General features: G+C 59.0%; 12 protein-coding genes. 6 read left to right on the top strand and 6 right to left on the bottom strand.

What is annotated here, in order from left to right; translation table 11 throughout:
* Nucleotides 1-16: 16 nt before the first annotated feature.
* The 6 genes from ACOI8A_RS10520 to ACOI8A_RS10495 are packed head-to-tail and all read right to left on the bottom strand — an operon-like array spanning nt 17 to nt 7,397.
* Nucleotides 17-1,027 carry a chemotaxis response regulator protein-glutamate methylesterase gene (locus ACOI8A_RS10520; RefSeq protein ID WP_420648372.1) on the bottom strand — a complete coding sequence of 337 codons (1,011 nt, stop codon included), beginning with the start codon at nt 1,025-1,027 and terminating at the stop codon, nt 17-19.
* Complete coding sequence (locus ACOI8A_RS10515; RefSeq protein WP_420648373.1) at nt 1,024-3,297, bottom strand: hybrid sensor histidine kinase/response regulator; 2,274 nt, start codon at nt 3,295-3,297, stop codon at nt 1,024-1,026. Before ACOI8A_RS10515 ends, ACOI8A_RS10520 begins: the two co-directional genes overlap by 4 nt.
* Nucleotides 3,294-3,977: a chemotaxis protein CheW gene (locus tag ACOI8A_RS10510; RefSeq protein ID WP_420648374.1), complete on the bottom strand. Its 684-nt coding sequence runs from the start codon at nt 3,975-3,977 to the stop codon at nt 3,294-3,296. The genes ACOI8A_RS10515 and ACOI8A_RS10510 overlap by 4 nt, the downstream gene beginning before the upstream one ends.
* Nucleotides 3,974-5,242: a CheR family methyltransferase gene (locus tag ACOI8A_RS10505; RefSeq protein WP_420648375.1), complete on the bottom strand. Its 1,269-nt coding sequence runs from the start codon at nt 5,240-5,242 to the stop codon at nt 3,974-3,976. Before ACOI8A_RS10505 ends, ACOI8A_RS10510 begins: the two co-directional genes overlap by 4 nt.
* Complete coding sequence (locus ACOI8A_RS10500) at nt 5,239-5,775, bottom strand: chemotaxis protein CheW (RefSeq protein ID WP_420648376.1); 537 nt, start codon at nt 5,773-5,775, stop codon at nt 5,239-5,241. Before ACOI8A_RS10500 ends, ACOI8A_RS10505 begins: the two co-directional genes overlap by 4 nt.
* The gene (locus ACOI8A_RS10495; protein ID WP_420648377.1) at nt 5,775-7,397 is read right to left on the bottom strand and encodes a methyl-accepting chemotaxis protein; all 1,623 of its coding nucleotides are present in this window, start codon (nt 7,395-7,397) and stop codon (nt 5,775-5,777) included. Before ACOI8A_RS10495 ends, ACOI8A_RS10500 begins: the two co-directional genes overlap by 1 nt.
* Nucleotides 7,398-7,821: 424 nt before the next feature.
* Between ACOI8A_RS10495 and ACOI8A_RS10490 the strand changes: the two genes are divergently transcribed.
* The 6 genes from ACOI8A_RS10490 to ACOI8A_RS10465 all read left to right on the top strand — a co-directional run bounded on the left by ACOI8A_RS10490 (nt 7,822) and on the right by ACOI8A_RS10465 (nt 16,601).
* Nucleotides 7,822-8,337, top strand: a complete 516-nt coding sequence (locus ACOI8A_RS10490; protein WP_007919523.1) for an Hcp family type VI secretion system effector — start codon at nt 7,822-7,824, stop codon at nt 8,335-8,337.
* 131 nt (nt 8,338-8,468) lie between these two features.
* Nucleotides 8,469-10,514, top strand: coding sequence for a type VI secretion system tip protein TssI/VgrG (gene tssI / locus ACOI8A_RS10485; RefSeq protein WP_420648378.1), 2,046 nt, complete (start codon nt 8,469-8,471; stop codon nt 10,512-10,514).
* Nucleotides 10,511-11,377 carry a DUF4123 domain-containing protein gene (locus tag ACOI8A_RS10480; RefSeq protein ID WP_420648379.1) on the top strand — a complete coding sequence of 289 codons (867 nt, stop codon included), beginning with the start codon at nt 10,511-10,513 and terminating at the stop codon, nt 11,375-11,377. Before tssI ends, ACOI8A_RS10480 begins: the two co-directional genes overlap by 4 nt.
* Complete coding sequence (locus ACOI8A_RS10475) at nt 11,374-14,661, top strand: toxin VasX (RefSeq protein ID WP_420651467.1); 3,288 nt, start codon at nt 11,374-11,376, stop codon at nt 14,659-14,661. Before ACOI8A_RS10480 ends, ACOI8A_RS10475 begins: the two co-directional genes overlap by 4 nt.
* A complete protein-coding gene (locus ACOI8A_RS10470) occupies nt 14,658-15,566 on the top strand; it encodes a hypothetical protein (protein WP_420647810.1) in 909 nt (302 codons plus the stop codon). Before ACOI8A_RS10475 ends, ACOI8A_RS10470 begins: the two co-directional genes overlap by 4 nt.
* A gap of 93 nt (nt 15,567-15,659) precedes the next feature.
* Nucleotides 15,660-16,601, top strand: a complete 942-nt coding sequence (locus ACOI8A_RS10465) for a hypothetical protein (RefSeq protein WP_420647809.1) — start codon at nt 15,660-15,662, stop codon at nt 16,599-16,601.
* Nucleotides 16,602-16,645 lie beyond the last annotated feature (44 nt).

Genomic DNA, 16,645 nt, shown 5'->3' with positions numbered 1-16,645 from the left:
TTGTGGAGGGATCGGTTCATTTGGGGAAAATCTCCAGCAAACGTGGCGCTATCTTTTCCAGTGGACGGATTTCTACGGCCGCATCGATCGCCGCAGCGGCCTTAGGCATGCCGTACACCGCACTGCTGTGCTGATCCTGCGCGATGGTCATATACCCCTGTTGGCGCATGAGCTTAAGCCCTTGCGCGCCATCGCGTCCCATCCCGGTCAATAAAACCCCGACTGCATCACCGTTCCAATAGCTGGCGACGCTTTCGAAAAACACGTCGATGGAGGGTCGGTAGATCTCGTTGACCGGTTCGGCGGTGTAGGCCAACGTGCCGTTTTTCAACAAACGGATATGGTGATTGGTGCCGGCCAGCAGCACTGCGCCACTCTGCGGCGGCTCGCCCTCGCGGGCCAGACGCACGTCAAGGCCGCTGGCACTGGCCAGCCATTCAGCCATGCCGGCGGCAAACACCTGATCGACATGCTGCACCAGCACGATTGCCGGGGTGAAATTGCGCGGCAGGCCTTTGAGCAGTACTTCCAGCGCCGCTGGCCCGCCCGCCGAAGAACCAATCGCCACCAGCCGCTGACATGAACCGGAACTGCGTGGTGCAGCGGGCGCCTGTCGGGAGCGCGCAGGCTTCTCGCCGATCAGCCAGCCGATATTCAGAATCTTGCGCAACAGTGGCGCCGCGGCTTGCTGAGCATCACCAGCACCGATGGCCGGGGTATCGACCACATCCAGTGCGCCGTGGCCCATGGCTTCGAACACCCGGTGCACGTTCTGCTGGCGATCGACGGTGACGATGACGATCGCGCACGGGCTCTCGGCCATGATTCGCCGCGTGGCTTCGACGCCATCCATCACCGGCATGATCAGATCCATGAGGATCAGATCCGGGGTATTTTCCGCACACAGACGCACGGCCTCGGCGCCGTTGTAGGCGACCCACACCACCTGATGCGCCGGCTCGAACGCCAGCGCCCGGCGCAGCGCCTCCACAGCCATCGGCATGTCGTTGACGATTGCGATCTTCATGCCCGCGCTCCTCCGATAAGCTCAACCACCGCGTCGAGCAGGGCGTCGTCATGAAAACTGGCTTTGGCTAGATAATAGTCGGCCCCGGCGTCCAGTCCACGCCGGCGGTCTTCCTCGCGATCTTTGTAGGAAACCACCATCACTGGCAGCGATTGCAGACGGTTGTCGCGGCGCAGCAACGAGACCAGTTCGATGCCATCCATCCGCGGCATGTCGATGTCGGTAATCAGCAGATCGAAATCCTCCGAACGCAGCGCGTTCCAGCCGTCCATGCCGTCGACCGCGACGGCCACGTCGTAACCGCGATTGAGCAGCAGTTTGCGTTGCAGTTCGCGCACGGTCAGCGAGTCGTCGACCACCAGAATCCGTTTGCGCGCTGCTTCTGCTGCGTGATTACCGGTTCTGGCAATACGCTCCAGACGCCCGGTGTTGAGCAATTTGTCCACCGAGCGCAGCATGTCCTCGACATCGACGATCAGCACCACCGAGCCGTCGTCGAGCAAGGCGCCAGCGGAAATGTCCTGAACCTTGCCCAGCCGTTCATCCAGTGGCAGCACCACCAGCGTGCGCTCACCGATGAAGCGTTCGACCGCCACGCCATAAATCGCGTCACGCTCGCGAATCACCACCACTTTCAGGGTGTCACCGCTGTTCTGACTGGCCGGACGTTGCAACAACTGACTGGCCGCGACCAGCCCGACGTGCCGCCCTTCGTGCCAAAAATGCTGGCGACCTTCAAGCTGAACAATGTCGTCCGGCGCCAGATCGCACATGCGTTCGATGTGCGCCAGCGGAAACGCGTAAGCCTCATCGCCGACCTCGACCACCAGACTGCGCACCACCGACAGGGTCAGCGGCACTTCCAGATGGAAACGACTGCCCTCGCCCGCCGTCTGCTCCAGCACCACGGCGCCGCGCAACTGCCGCACCATGTGCTGCACCGCGTCGAGACCGACGCCACGCCCTGACACTTCGGTGACCTTGTCGCGCAGACTGAAACCCGGCAGAAACAGGAAGGTCAGCAGTTCTTCTTCGCTCAACTGCGCGGCGGTTTCGGCTGGGGATAACTGCCGTTCGACGATGCTGCGGCGGACTTTTTCCAGATCGACGCCGTTGCCGTCATCGCTGAGTTCCAGCACCAGCAATCCAGCCTGATGCGAGGCGCGCAGGCGGATCAGGCCTTCTTCGGATTTGCCTTTGAGCAGCCGCTGTTCCGGCGATTCGATGCCATGATCGACCGCGTTGCGCAGCAAGTGTGTGAGCGGCGCTTCGAGTTTTTCCAATACATCGCGATCGACCTGAGTCTTCTCGCCTTCAATCTCCAGGCGCACCTGTTTGCCGAGGCTGCGACCGAGGTCACGGACCATCCGCGCCTGGCCCGACAGCACGTCGGCGAACGGGCGCATGCGGCAGGCCAGTGCGGTGTCGTAGAGGACTTGTGCGCGCTGGCTGGCTTGCCAGGCGAATTCGTCGAGCTCGGCGTTTTTCTCGGCGAGCAAGTGCTGAGATTCGGAAAGCAGACGCCGCGCATCCTCCAGCGCCTCCTGAGCCTCAAGACTCAGGGCGTGTTCTTTCAGATGGACGTTGAGGCTTTCAAGGGCACGCAGACCGTTGTTCTGCATGCGTTTGAGGCGTTGCATGGTTGCCAGATGCGGCTTGAGGCGCTGGGTTTCCACCAGCGATTTGCTCGACAGATCGAGCAGGCTGTTGAGGCGCTCGGCGGTGACGCGCAGCACGCGCTCGCCACCTTCGGTGGTGCGGCGGTTCTGCCGTAGCGTCGGTTCGGAGACTTCCGCAGGTAGCTCAACCAGCGGCGCAGCTTCGAGCACAGCAGGCGCTTCAAGCTGCAATTCAGCCATCGGTGGCGCGGCGAAGGGAACCGATGGATCCAGCAAACGCCCCATCAACGCTACGTAAGCTTCGATGTCGGCTGGCTGCGGACCATTGGCCGGCGTGGCGATGCGCATCAACAGATCAGTGCCCTGCAACAACGCATCAATATGCTCCGGACGCAGAAACAGCCGCCCTTCCTGCGCGCTGACCAGACAATCTTCCATCACATGCGCGACGCTGACGCCGCTGTCGATGCCGACGATCCGCGCCGCGCCCTTGAGCGAGTGCGCTGCACGCATACACGACTCGAGTTGATCGGCTTGGGTCGGATTGCGCTCCAGTGCCAGCAATCCTGCGCTGAGCACCTGGGTCTGAGCTTCGGCTTCAAGGCTGAACAGTTCGAGCAACGAGGCGTCGCGCATTTGCTCGGGGGTCATGTGAGGCTCCGGGACACGGCGGATAACAACTGTTCTTCATCGAGCCAGCGCAGGCTGCGCCCTTTGAAGGGCAAAACCCCGCGCGTGTATTTGGCGCTGGCCTGAGTGCCTGAGCTTGAAGCGGTCTCAAGAATTCGCTCGTCGATGGCGTGAATGCCGTCGACTTCATCCACCGGCACCACCACCGGCCCTCCTTGCGCTGCGATGATCAGCATGCGCGGCATGATCCGCGCGCCAGTGGCCGGGGCGACGTTGCTGTCGAGGTCGAGCAGTTCGACCAGCGACAGGCACGCCACCAACGCACCGCGCACATTGGCCACGCCGAGCAAGGCCCGCGAGCGCTGATGCGGCAGCGAGTGAATCGCTTGCAACGGCGCGACTTCCACCAGACTGCGCGTCGCCAGCCCCAACCATTCTTCGCCGAGCCGGAACATCAGCAGCGAACGGGTTTTCAGGTCGACTTCAACCGCCGTCGCCACCGGATCGCGCTCGTCCTGTTGCAACGCATAACGGTCGAGCAGGCGTGTGGCGGCAGCGGAATACACCGCGCAGTTACGGCAATGAATATGTTCTTCGAGTAACGGGCAGGATTTGTCGCCGTGGATACCGATGCGGTTCCAGCAGTCGTCGATCGCGCGGGCGTCTTCGTGGGTGACGTTCAAGGTGTCGGCGATCATCATTTACGCTCACTGTCAGCGGTGCGGCCGCTGCGGGCGGCACGCTCCTGCAATCGTCTGGCGCCCGCTGTGTCGCCCTGGGCTTGCAGCAACGCCGCCAGATGCATCAACGCTTCGGGGTGTTGCGGTTCGAGGTACAACGCTTTGCGATAAAAGCCCTGCGCTTCGAGGGCTCCGCCGGCCACATCGCTGAGCAGACCGAGCCAATAGAACACCTGCGCGACCGGTTCGTGGCTGCGCAGATACTGTTCACACGCGGCGCGGGCCTCGGCGCTTTTACCTTCATTGGCCAGTGCGGCGATGTTCGCCAGCAGCGTTGCAGCATCCGGGTTTTGCGCTTTGCCGGTAGTCGGCAATGGCGCCACAGAGGCGAACGGGCGACTGCGCACTGGCGGCGGTGGCGCACTGCGAATCGGCTGACGCATTGGCAACGGTGCCGGCACCAGTGTCGGCAACGGTTCGGGTTGCGGTTCGATGTGCCGACTGAAGGCGAACGACTGCGGGATGCCGATCGAACGCATGCCCAGACGTCCAAGCAAACTGCCCTCGGCCGGTCCGATAAACAGTACGCCGTCATCGTGGGTGAAGCGCTTGAGCACTTCGAACACTTGCTTCTGGGTCGGCTGATCGAAGTAGATCAGCAGGTTGCGGCAGAACACGAAATCGAACGGCGGTTCATTCGCCAGCAGCGTCGGATCGAGCACGTTGCCAGACTGCAAACGCACCTGTTCACGCACGTATTCATTCAGGTGATAGCCGTCGTTTTCCGGCATGAAATGCCGATCGCGGTAGGCCAGATCATCGCCGCGAAACGAGTTCTTGCCGTACTGCGCACGCTTGGCCTTGTCCACCGAGAGGGGGCTGACGTCCATGCCATCGACCTTGAACTGATGCGGCTTGAGGCCGGCATCAAGCAACGCCATGGCAATCGAATAGGGTTCTTCGCCGGTGGAGCACGGCAGGCTGAGGATGCGCAGCGCGCGCATATTGTTCAGCTCATCCAGACGTTTACGTGCGAGTTTGCCGAGGGTCGCAAAGGATTCCGGATACCGGAAAAACCAGGTTTCGGGGACGATCACCGCTTCGATCAGTGCCTGCTGTTCATCGCGCGAACCTTGCAGGTTTATCCAATACTCATCGGCTGTCGCTGATTGCGAAAGAGTGATGCGCTGACGCACGGCGCGCTCGATGATCGCCGGGCCGACCGAGGCGACGTCGAGGCCGATGCGCTCTTTGAGGAAATCGAAAAAGCGCTGATCGCTGCTCATGGTTGCTCCTCGAGCTGCGCCGGATCGCGCGGCGGATCGGGGAACAACAGCGTGCGCACCGACTGATCCAGCAAGTCGTTGACGCGCACCCATTGCACCAGCCCTTGAGCGTCTTCGCGCACCGGGCCGAGGTACGGCGCCTGACGATTGTCGAGGCCGTACGGGCGGAAATCTTCCGGGCTGCAACGCAGGGTGTCGGTGGCCTGTTCGAGGATCAATCCGAGCCATTGCGCCGGTTGCGAACCGTCGCCGCGATAGTTCACCAGCACCAGTCGCGTGCTGGTACGCGCCTCGGCGGGTTGGCCGAAAGTCAGCGCGCTGAGATCGATAACCGGCACCACCGTGCCACGGTAAGCGAACACCCCGGCAACCCAGGCTGGCGCCCGCGCAATCGGCTTCAACGGCAGGCGCGGCAGCACTTCCGCGACTTCGGTGGCGCGCAAGGCGTAGCGCTCGCTGCCGATGCGAAACAGCAGGAACAACGCCTGCCGCGCCACCGGAGCGGCGCTGCGTTTGGCGATGATGTCGCTCATCAGACTTTAAATCGCGAAACGCCGCTGCGCAGGCCGACGGCGACCTGGCTCAGTTCGTCGATGGCGAAACTGGCCTGGCGCAATGAGTCGACGGTCTGGCTGCTGGCATCGCCCAACTGCACCAGCGCATGGTTGATCTGCTCGGCACCGGTGGCCTGGGCCTGCATGCCTTCGTTGACCATCAGCACCCGTGGCGCCAGCGCCTGGACCTGATGAATGATCTGCGACAACTGCTCGCCAACCTGCTGCACCTCGGACATTCCACGGCGCACTTCTTCGGAGAACTTGTCCATGCCCATCACACCGGCAGACACCGCCGACTGGATCTCGCGCACCATCTGTTCAATGTCGTAAGTAGCGACGGCAGTCTGATCCGCCAGACGTCGAACTTCGGTGGCAACCACGGCAAAACCACGGCCGTATTCACCGGCCTTCTCGGCTTCAATCGCCGCGTTCAGCGACAGCAGATTGGTCTGGTCGGCGACCTTGACGATGGTCACCACCACTTGGTTGATGTTGCCGGCCTTCTCATTGAGGATCGCCAGTTTGGCGTTGACCAGATCCGCCGCACCCATCACCGAATGCATGGTGTCTTCCATGCGCGCCAGGCCTTGCTGCCCGGAACCGGCCAGCACCGAAGCCTGATCGGCAGCGGTGGAGACTTCGGTCATGGTACGAACGAGGTCGCGCGAGGTCGCGGCGATTTCCCGCGAGGTGGCGCCGATTTCAGTGGTGGTGGCTGCGGTTTCAGTGGCGGTGGCCTGCTGCTGTTTGGATGTCGCGGCGATCTCGGTCACCGAGGTGGTGACCTGCACCGACGAACGCTGCGCCTGGGACACCAGCGAAGTGAGCTCGGCCATCATGTCGTTGAAGCCGGTTTCCACCGCGCCGAATTCGTCCTTGCGGTCGAGATTCAATCGGCTGCTCAAGTCGCCGGTGCGCATGATGTCGAGAATCTGCACGATGCGATTCATCGGCGCCATGATCGCGCGCATCAACAGCAAACCGCAGAGGCCGGCCGCGACTATCGCGATCAGCAACGAGACGAACATGCTGACTTTGGCCGCTGCCACCGCCTCGTCGATATTGGCCATGGCCTGGTCGGAGATTCTCTTGTTCTCACCGATGATGTCGTTGAGCTTCATCCGCCCGCTGTACCACGCCGGCGTCAGCTTTTCGTTGAACAGCTTGATTGCATCGGCTTCCAGATTGCGTTTGTGCAAATCCAGCACCGAATCCTGAATTTGCATGTAGGCATCGTGGTACTTCTCGAACACCGCGAATTCGCTGCGATCCTTATCCGTGAACATGGTCGTGCGGTAACTGGCCATGTGTTCTTGCAGACGAGTCTCGAACACCTTGTATTCGGCAGCGTCTTCGGTGCTGACGCCCTGACCTTCCTTGAGGCCGAGCAATTCCTGAGTCTGCAGATAACTGTCGACCCACGCGCCACGAATCATAGAGCTGTAGTAGACCCCCGGAATCGCGTCGTCACGCACGCTGCTCTCACTGGCTTCGATCTTCAACAGCCGTGAATACGAGACGACCACCATCAGCAACATGATGGCGATAATGACCGCAAAGCTCGCCAAAATGCGTTGGCGCAACGTCCAGTTCTTCACAGTAATTCCTCGTGCGGGCGGTCGAAATGCGGGGAGTATAGCTGAGGGCCGTGTTTCATTTATAAGACGCTTTTGCCGAATTCTGTAACGTCATCTCGTGAATCATCAGCAATGATGTCATCCGGCCATTGTGCGCAACTTCTTGCGCACTCAAATGTGGATAACCGTGTGGATACATTGCTGAAGGGTTGGTAGCCCGTCGCCTACAGACGAGTGCGCAACTTCTTGCGCAGTACTGCGCAAGAAGTTGCGCACTTTCAACCTCGCGACTGATCAAAAAACACTCAATTTATTGAGCCAGAACGCTCTAGTCCACGGCTCCCGGGGCCGCACCAAAAAGTGGCACGACTCTTGATAACAGTTCAGCCACCCACCGGGCGATTTTCGCCTCCGGGCACTCTCAATTTCAGCAAGGAGCACACCCATGGCTACACCAGCGTACATGTCGGTTACCGGCGAAAAACAAGGCCTGATCACTGCCGGCGCGTTCACCGCTGACTCCGTTGGCAACACCTACCAGGAAGGTCACGAAGACCAGGTCATGGTTCAGGCGTTCAGCCACGACGTAATCATCCCGCGTGACCCGCAATCCGGTCAGCCAACCGGTCAGCGCGTGCACAAGCCAGTTGTGATCACCAAGGTCTACGACAAGGCTTCGCCACTGCTGCAAGCCGCTCTGACTTCCGGCGAGCGCATGAGCGAAATCGTTATCCAGTGGTTCCGTACTTCGGCTCAAGGTACTCAAGAGCACTACTACACCACCAAACTGGAAGACGCGATCATCGTCGCCATCAACAACAAAATGCACAACTGCCAGGATCCAGGCAACTCGCACTTCACCCACCTGGAAGAAGTGCAGTTCACCTACCGCAAAATCACCTGGACCCACGAAGTATCCGGTACTTCGGGTTCCGATGACTGGCGTGCTCCAGTCGTTTAATTACGGCTGATCGCTACAAAACATCGGCCAGCTCTGCTGGTCGATGTTGTTTGCACCCCCCAGAATTTCGCGCGCGTTGATCCGCCTGGCGGTCATCGACGAGCGCCGCTGTACAGCACGAGGAACAAGGGATGTTCGCGCCGGCCAATGAAACCCATTTTGCTCTGACCATTGAAGGTCTTTCCGTCGACTTTCAGGTGTTTTCCCTGCAAGGCCGGGAAGCCATCAGCCAGCCTTTTGTGTTCGAGGTGGAGCTGGTCAGTGAGCAGCCGTCGCTGGACCTCGAAACCCTGCTGCACAAACCGGCCTTTCTGCAACTGTCGCCCGACGGCAGCGGCATTCACGGCCAGATCTACCGCGCCGCGCAAGGCGATTCCGGCAAACGCCTGACGCGCTACGCCGTGACCCTGCGCCCGCAGCTTTCGTACTTGGCGCACCGCGTCAATCAACGGATCTTCCAGAACCTCACAGTGCCGAAAATCATCGGCATGGTGCTGGAAGAACACGGCATTCAAAGCAACGCCTACGCCTTCCAGACCGGTTCGATCTACCCCGAGCGCATCTACTGCGTGCAGTACGACGAATCGGATCTGCATTTCATCCAGCGCCTGTGCGAAGAAGAAGGTATTCATTACCACTTTCAGCACAGCGCCACGGCGCACAAACTGATTTTCGGCGATGACCAGACGGTGTTCCCGAAACTCAAACCAGTGGCCTATCAGCAAGATTCGGGCATGGTCGCCAGCGACCCGGTGATCAAGCGTTTTGACCTGCGCCTGGAAACCCGCACCAGCCGCACCACGCGCCGCGATTACGACTTCGAAAAACCGCGCATCACCCTCGAAAGCGAAAACCGTGGCGACGCCCTGCCCGACCTCGAAGACTACGACTATCCGGGCCGTTTCATCGATCGTGAGCGCGGCAAACACCTTGCCAAGCGCGCCCTCGAACGTCATCGCAGTGACTTCCAATTGGCCGAAGGCAAAAGCGATCAGCCACTGCTGGTCAGCGGCCACTTTCTCGCGCTGACCGAACACCCAAAAGCCAAGTGGAACGACCTGTGGCTGCTCACCGAAATCCTGCACGAAGGCAAACAGCCGCAAGTGCTGGAAGAGTCGGTGACCAGCGACACCACCGCGCTGAAAGACGATTTCCATCAGGGCTACCGCAACCGCTTCCAGGCCACGCCGTGGGACGTGCCGAATCGCCCGCCGCTGAAGCACCCGAAACCGCGCATCCTCGGCAGCCAGAGCGCCGTGGTCACCGGTCCCAAAGGTGAAGAAATTCACTGCGACCAATACGGCCGCGTCAAAGTGCAATTCCACTGGGACCGCGAAGGCCAGGCCGACGACAAAACCAGCTGCTGGCTGCGCGTCTCCAGCGCCTGGGCCGGCGCGCAATACGGCGGCATCGCCATCCCGCGCATCGGCATGGAAGTCCTCGTCACCTTCCTCGAAGGCGACCCCGACCAACCGCTGATCAACGGCTGCCTGTACCACAAGGAAAACACCGTCCCCTACGCCCTGCCGGCGAACAAGACGCGCAGCACCTTCAAGACCCTCAGCTCGATGGGCGGCGGCGGCTTCAACGAACTGCGCATCGAAGACAAAAAAGGCCAGGAACAAATCTTCCTGCACGCCCAGCGCGACTGGGACGAAAACATCGAGCACGACCAGAAAATCCGTGTCGGCAACGAGCGCCACGACACCGTCGAAAAGAACAGCTACACGGAATTCAAAGCCGAAGAACATCACACGGTTTATGCCGATCGCAAGGTCGAGGCGCAGGCCAATGATCACCTGACGGTGGGTGTGAATCAGCACGTGAAAATCGGTACCGGACAGTTCATCGACGCGGGTCAGGAAATCCATCTCAGCAGCGGCATGAAAGTGGTGATGGAGGCCGGCGCGGAGCTGACGCTGATTGGCGGGGGGAGCTTCATCAAGATCGACAGCGGCGGCGTGACCATGAGCGGGCCGGTGATCAACATCAACTCCGGTGGTGGACCGGGAAGCGGGACTGGCGCGGCACCGTTGTTGCCGGGGCCGTTGAAGCAGGCGGATGCGGATAAGGCAGGTTTGTTACTCCTGCCAGCCTTGCGGCAAACCCTGCAACGAGCAGCCGTTACCGCGCAGCCAGTCTGTGAAATTTGCCAAAAGTTGAGAGCCGCGAAATGACCCAAAACGTCGCCCGCTATCTGCTTCTGGATGGAGCAAAGATCGAAAACCTGCCGTCCCGTTTGTACAGCCTCGATGAGAACCCGACTATCGAATGGCTTTATCACGCCACGCCGTACAAAGAAGTGTTTGATGTCGGTCCAGCACTGGTACTCCTGCGCAACAACGGCGCCCTTGAACAAGCCTTCACGGAGCACTGGCAACACGATGCCGGCCTGATGATTGAAAGCGACGCACCCCTGCCGCAACTGGCTGAACACCTGCGCAGCATGATTCACGCGCGGGTAACGGGTGACGTAGCGTTGCTGTTTCGCTATTACGATCCGCGCGTCATGCGCCATTGGCTGCCCGCCCTGATCCCGGGCGAAAAAGATCGCATAATGGGGCCGGTCAGCCGCGTGCGTCTGCCCGCGCGCGGTGGCCAAGCGGAACAATGGATCGTGCGTGAACAACGCCAACAAAACGCCGAGCAATATGCCGTACGTCCATGGCTGTATCTGGACGATCAGCAGCTGCAACAGCTCAACCAAGGCAAGCTGGAAACTTTCGATCAGCAGCTGCTGGAACACGTCCACACCTACTTTCCCGACTGTCTGGCCCAACGCTCGACTGCCGACCAGCAGGAGTGGGCTGTGCTGTGTCGCGAAGGTGCCGCCCGCCACGGCTACTCTGCGCCCAAGGAAGTGGTGCGCTGGTCGGCGCTGGTTGCCGAACACGGCACCACATTCCCCCAAGCGCCTGAACATCAGGCCTACCGTGAGATTCTGCAACAGCCAACGCTCAACGCCACACAACGCCTGGATGCCTTGTTGGTAGAACTGCACCGCCATTGGTTGCTGACTGACAAGGAGTCAATTGCATGACCACCGCAGCACTCGATAAAAACCGCAACCTGGCAGCTGCCGACCACGCCGCACAATGCCAGTTCGGCGACGAAGACTTGTCCAGCCCGGCCACCACTTGCCCTGCGCAACAACCCGAAATATTCGTGGTTCCCAGCCGCTACGCAATGGCCGAGCAGGCCGCCGAACACGCCGATTTCGCACCCACCAGCCCGACCAAAAGTCACCCTATGGCTTTGCGCCGCTTACGCGCGGGTTATGTCTATCTGTGGCATGCCGAAGGACCACTCAAACGCTACGCAGTAGCGGCTGATGGTTTGCTGGTAGAACAATCGCTGACGCAGCCCCACGCCGCTCTCACGACCGGCGAAAAGGCCGGGATCGCTTTGAACAAAAGCACCGACGCGTGGATGCTCTACAGCGAAGTGCCTCTGGGCAAAGAAGCCTGCGAACGCCTGAAAAAGAGCGGCGAACGACGTAAGCGCATGCGTCAGATCGCCCTCACCGACGTCGCCAAGCGCCTGTCAGCCAAACACTGCCCACCGCTCGAAAAAGCCCCGACACTGGTGGCCGAACTCATGCCGAAAGTGCGCGAGAAAACCCTCGCACATGACCATCAGAAGAACGGTGCAACCGCCCGCGAAGGCGTGAAAGAACAACGCAAAACCGCGCAAGCCGCACCGACCCAAGACAACATCAAAGCCTACTCTGCCAGCTCGCAATCTCTACACGAACGCGAACAGGCCGCTGCAGCCCAGCCACCGGGCGAACCGGTGGTAGAACCCGGAAGCTGGAGCGCCAGCCCATGGGAACTGGCCCCCACGCAAGCCTGGCTGGATAAAGCCAAGAGCGAGTCGCCACCGTTGTATGCGGTGTTTGCTGCGCTGGATGATGATTTGGGGGTGTTGCGGGATATCAACTTCGAGCAGGAGTCGGTTGAGGCCGGCCATGAACAATGGGTGGGTGATAACAACCTGCGCTTGAGCATCGGTGGGTTCGTTCGCAGCCTTGTCAGCGAAGACGGAGCCGAGTTGGCCAGCACCCTCAACTATCGCTACAAGGATCGAGATATCACCCTCACGCCTGCTCAGGGCAAGGTCATACTCAACGCCCAACATCAGTTGGATGATCAGCTCAAGGCAGAAACCCAGGCGCGCCGCTACGGTGGGCAACCGAGCACGACTGAAGCAGCCGTTCGAGACGCACGCATTGCCGAAATCGTCGCGCCTGTGCGGGCCTTCATCCCGGCAGATCTGTACAACGAAGCGGAATTCGTGGTTCGCGAATACCGTGCCGAGAAACAAGCTAACCTCGACGATGATTTCCTCAGCGCCAAGGTGAGCAAATACATCGATCTGGAGGCGATGAACACTTGGCTGGATACAACTGCACCCGGTCATTTCCAGCAGATCGAAAAACGCCATCAAGTGCTGTTCAGTGATCGAGAGGTGTACCTGAAGCGTTCCTTCAACGGTACCTGGTTTGTCGATTACGACGACCTCGACGCACGAAACTGGCTGACCGAATTGGCCACTGGTTGTCTGACCGCCCAATGCATCCGCGCCCAAGGGGCCGAGCAATACGCCGACTATGTACGGGCAGCGGACGGCGGTGCACTGACGCAATTGTTCCGTGCCTGGACGCCCTCGATCGATGCGGGCATTAACAACGTCACTCGCTACGGAGAGTGGATCGCGGCATTGGAGTCGAAAAATATTGCAGCGACCCACCAGGCGCTTGCGCCACTGACCGCGGTGGTTCTGGACCACATCGCAGAGATGGCTCGAGATGCCAAAAGCTCCTGGAGCGTGCTGGTCAACCGTATGGCGGCTGCGTTGCTACTGCTCAAAGGCGGAAAAACTTTCAGCAGCTCTTGGCTAGGCGTTTTAATCGCCGCTCGCTTGGGCAGCGACACGGGTTTACAAGCGGTAAGCGAAAGTGGCCGACAAGTATGGAAGCTGTTGGGTAGAGGTGCCGAAGGATTGACGCAATGGGCCAGCAGCACGGGCAAAGCCATCGGCCTCGGGCGCCTGTCAGGCATCACCAACTCCCCCCTCGTCGCCGACAGCGGTGGAGTCGTCCCCCTCGCAGCACTCCTGCTGAACACGCTAAATGCCAGCAATTACCTGAGTCAGGCCGGCACGGTGGAGGGCATGGACGCCCAGCGTGTCAACGACACAGCATCTGCGTCTTTGTATGCCGCTGCGGCGTTGACGGCGGTGATTGATAGTCAGGTGCGCAATGGGTTGGGAATTAAAGAAATTGGTAGAGGGCGATCCATGGCTCCGACCCTGACCTTATTTGGGGGGGTGATTGGTGGGTTGTCATTTGGCGCAGCAGTAAATGAATACAGATCTCTGCAAAAACAACTGGAGAGCGCACAAGCTCATATCGACCCATGGCTCGAGATGCGCCAGTCAGTGGTCGCGGGACAAGCGGCCGCTTATGGTACTCAGGCGTTACTTGGAATGAGTCAAACGGGCAAAGCCTTGGCAGGATTGATTGAAGGCGAAACCGCTATTATGCGTTACTCGCTGCGCATGGGGCCGTTGAACTGGGTTATTGCCGTGCTGGGTGCGCTGTATCTCATCAGTTGGATCTTTCAGCAAACACCGCTGCAAAACTTTCTCAACTTCTGCTGCTGGTCAAAAGCTCGCGCGAAGAATCTTGATCCTATTGCGGCCAAAGTCCAACAAGATGAACTAAATCAGCTTTATGCGATCCTGTACACACCTCGCGTCAGCATGGAGAGTAGTTCGGTGACGGCCCCGTCAAGCGCTCCATCTGGAATGATCTATGTCAGTTCCATCGATAGTCTAACCATTGACTTGCCAGGAGCAGAGCCGAATAGCGCCTATTTGGAACTAAGCCTGACTGGAGACCCCATAGATACTCAGCGCCATCGCGATCTGATAAAAAACAGCCCTTCCAACAATTACAAACCACCTAGCCCATTGCGAGACATGGCATCTGACTGGCTGGCCGGCAGCACTTGTAATTGGATACCCGTCAATGAAGGCCAAGGCTTGCGTATGACTGGCGCCTTCAAAACCGTCCCTGGTGTTTTTGGCTCAAAGCCCCGCACAGTTTCCCTACGCCTGCGGTATCGCACTCCCTTGATCGCAATGCTAGGCGCAAGCAACTTTATCGGTGGTGAGCGGGGCATAGCCTTTACCTTGAATCACTACTCTGGCGTCATTAGCCTACGGGACGATCCGACACCCGAGTTGGATCGTGTGCCAAGCTATACGCTCGGCGATGGCAAGCCCGGCGCCCTTTACTTGCAACCCAAGGACAAAGCATGAGCACGCCACCGGCAGGCACCACAAATAAACGGATATTTTCGCAAAACGATTACTTAGCACCTCTGCCAATTCCCACTGGAGTAAAACCGCAGGACGTACTTAATACCATTTGGAGTAAGAATGACGTTTTTTTAGACATAGGTAGTTACAGCATCGGCTCAGCAGTTATGGTGATCTGGCCCACCGCGCTGCTGTTCGCCCTTTTGAGTTACATCACGCCTGACCCTCTAATTTGGGGGGGAGGATTAATCATTGTGGGGATCCCGATCCTGATCTTGATTCAAGGGTTATTTCGCGATGTGCCTTTACCAATTCGCTTCAACCGCCAGCGCCGTGAGGTGTGCGTCCCGCGAGAGGGCGGCGACTACTGGATCGTCCCTTGGGAAAGCGTAACCGCAGCAGCAACGCAACAATCCTCAGTAAGTCAGGCCGGCAAAGCCACCATGGGTTTGCTGATCATTGGTTTTGAGAACCCTGATCAGCAGGCAAAAGAAGAAAACAAACATTTTTCGCTCGGTTTCAACTGTGGCGGCGGTACGACGGCTATGGCGTTGTGGGAGTGCACCCGCAGCTATATGGAAATCGGGCCGGACGCTGTGCCTGATAGCCGAGTGGGCATTGCACCCTATGAAGAAACACAGATCGGTTCAATCATTACCGATTTGCGCAAGGGAGATCTTTTGAATGCTTTATGGGGGATATTCTGCATCACGATTCTGGGAACCTATCTCGCAGAGAAACTGCAGGATTTGAAGCTGTCGCATCCGCCCGAGCTCACCGATCCCACCATCGTCGAATGGTCCAAACCGTTGCCCCCCGAGCAGTGGGCCAAGCGTTCCCCGGAGTTGGAGGCGGCCATCGCCAAGCGGGAGGCGGAACTGGAGCGCAACGAGCAAGCCGCATGACTGCTCAGCAGCAAGCAAGTTGACTGGATGAAAGTCTGTACCGCCGTGCAACCGATGTATGGAATTCGGTTATTAGGAAACCAAGGACAACGCATGAGCGCGCCACCGGCAGGCACGACAAAAAAACGCATATTTTCGCGCGATGACTATTTGGCGCCACTGCCAATCCCTACCGGCGAGAAGCCCTCAGATGTACTCAACGCTATCTGGCGTAAGAACGAGGCGTTTCTAGATATTGGTATTTACAGCGTGGGTTCCACAGTAATGGTCTTGTGGCCAACACTAATGCTGTTTTTATCTCTGGCCTTTGGTTTAAGAAATATTGCACCCGACCTCAGTGTTTTTATTCTTGTTGGTGGTGGGATCATTATCGGAATTCCTTCATTGATTTTGGTGCAGAGTTTGTTACGCCCAGTACCTTTACCGGTGCGGTTCAATCGCCAGCGCCGTGAGGTATGTATCCCGCAAGAAGGCGGAAAATACTGGATAGTCCCGTGGGAAAGCGTAACAGCAGCGGCAACCCAGCACTCGTCGGTGAGCCAAGCCGGTAAAGCCACCATGGGCCTATTGATTATCGGTTTTGAGAACCCTGACCCGCAGGCTAAAGAAGATAATAAGCATTATTCGTTAAGCTTTAACTGTGGGGGCGGGACCACTGCCATGGCGTTGTGGGAGTGCATTCGTAGCTATATGGAGATCGGGCCGCAAGCTGTTCAAGATCAGACCGCTCGCTTCGACAGATCCAAAGGAATATGGGCAACGTATCTGGACGACCTCATCAAGGCCGCAAAGTTGAGAGGCTGGTTTATAACCGTCCTTTGGGAAGGCTTCTGCGGGTTTTTCATCTTCAACACGCTACTGATAGATGTACTTGAACGCTGGAAATTGAATCCACCACCCGACCTCATCTACCCCGCCATCGTCGAATGGTCCAAACCATTGCCCCCCGAGCAGTGGGCCAAGCGCTCCCCGGAGTTGGAGGCGGCCATCGCCAAACGAAACGCGGAACTGCAGGCCAACGCACAAGCCGCATGACTGATGGAGGCGTCCAAACCACCGACGCCCCCAGCAACCCGCAA

Origin of the sequence: Pseudomonas sp. P4795, assembly GCF_048822895.1 — a bacterium.
Taxonomy (GTDB): domain Bacteria; phylum Pseudomonadota; class Gammaproteobacteria; order Pseudomonadales; family Pseudomonadaceae; genus Aquipseudomonas.
This window is presented reverse-complemented; position numbering and strand designations above follow the sequence as displayed.

Coding starts and splice junctions, on each gene's coding strand:
- ACOI8A_RS10470 (WP_420647810.1), top strand. CDS start 14,658: ATGAGCACGCCACCGGCAGGCACCACAAATAAACGGATATTTTCGCAA.
- ACOI8A_RS10490 (WP_007919523.1), top strand. CDS start 7,822: ATGGCTACACCAGCGTACATGTCGGTTACCGGCGAAAAACAAGGCCTG.
- ACOI8A_RS10505 (WP_420648375.1), bottom strand. CDS start 5,242: ATGAGCAGCGATCAGCGCTTTTTCGATTTCCTCAAAGAGCGCATCGGC.
- tssI (WP_420648378.1), top strand. CDS start 8,469: ATGTTCGCGCCGGCCAATGAAACCCATTTTGCTCTGACCATTGAAGGT.
- ACOI8A_RS10465 (WP_420647809.1), top strand. CDS start 15,660: ATGAGCGCGCCACCGGCAGGCACGACAAAAAAACGCATATTTTCGCGC.
- ACOI8A_RS10515 (WP_420648373.1), bottom strand. CDS start 3,297: ATGACCCCCGAGCAAATGCGCGACGCCTCGTTGCTCGAACTGTTCAGC.
- ACOI8A_RS10480 (WP_420648379.1), top strand. CDS start 10,511: ATGACCCAAAACGTCGCCCGCTATCTGCTTCTGGATGGAGCAAAGATC.
- ACOI8A_RS10475 (WP_420651467.1), top strand. CDS start 11,374: ATGACCACCGCAGCACTCGATAAAAACCGCAACCTGGCAGCTGCCGAC.
- ACOI8A_RS10520 (WP_420648372.1), bottom strand. CDS start 1,027: ATGAAGATCGCAATCGTCAACGACATGCCGATGGCTGTGGAGGCGCTG.
- ACOI8A_RS10500 (WP_420648376.1), bottom strand. CDS start 5,775: ATGAGCGACATCATCGCCAAACGCAGCGCCGCTCCGGTGGCGCGGCAG.
- ACOI8A_RS10510 (WP_420648374.1), bottom strand. CDS start 3,977: ATGATGATCGCCGACACCTTGAACGTCACCCACGAAGACGCCCGCGCG.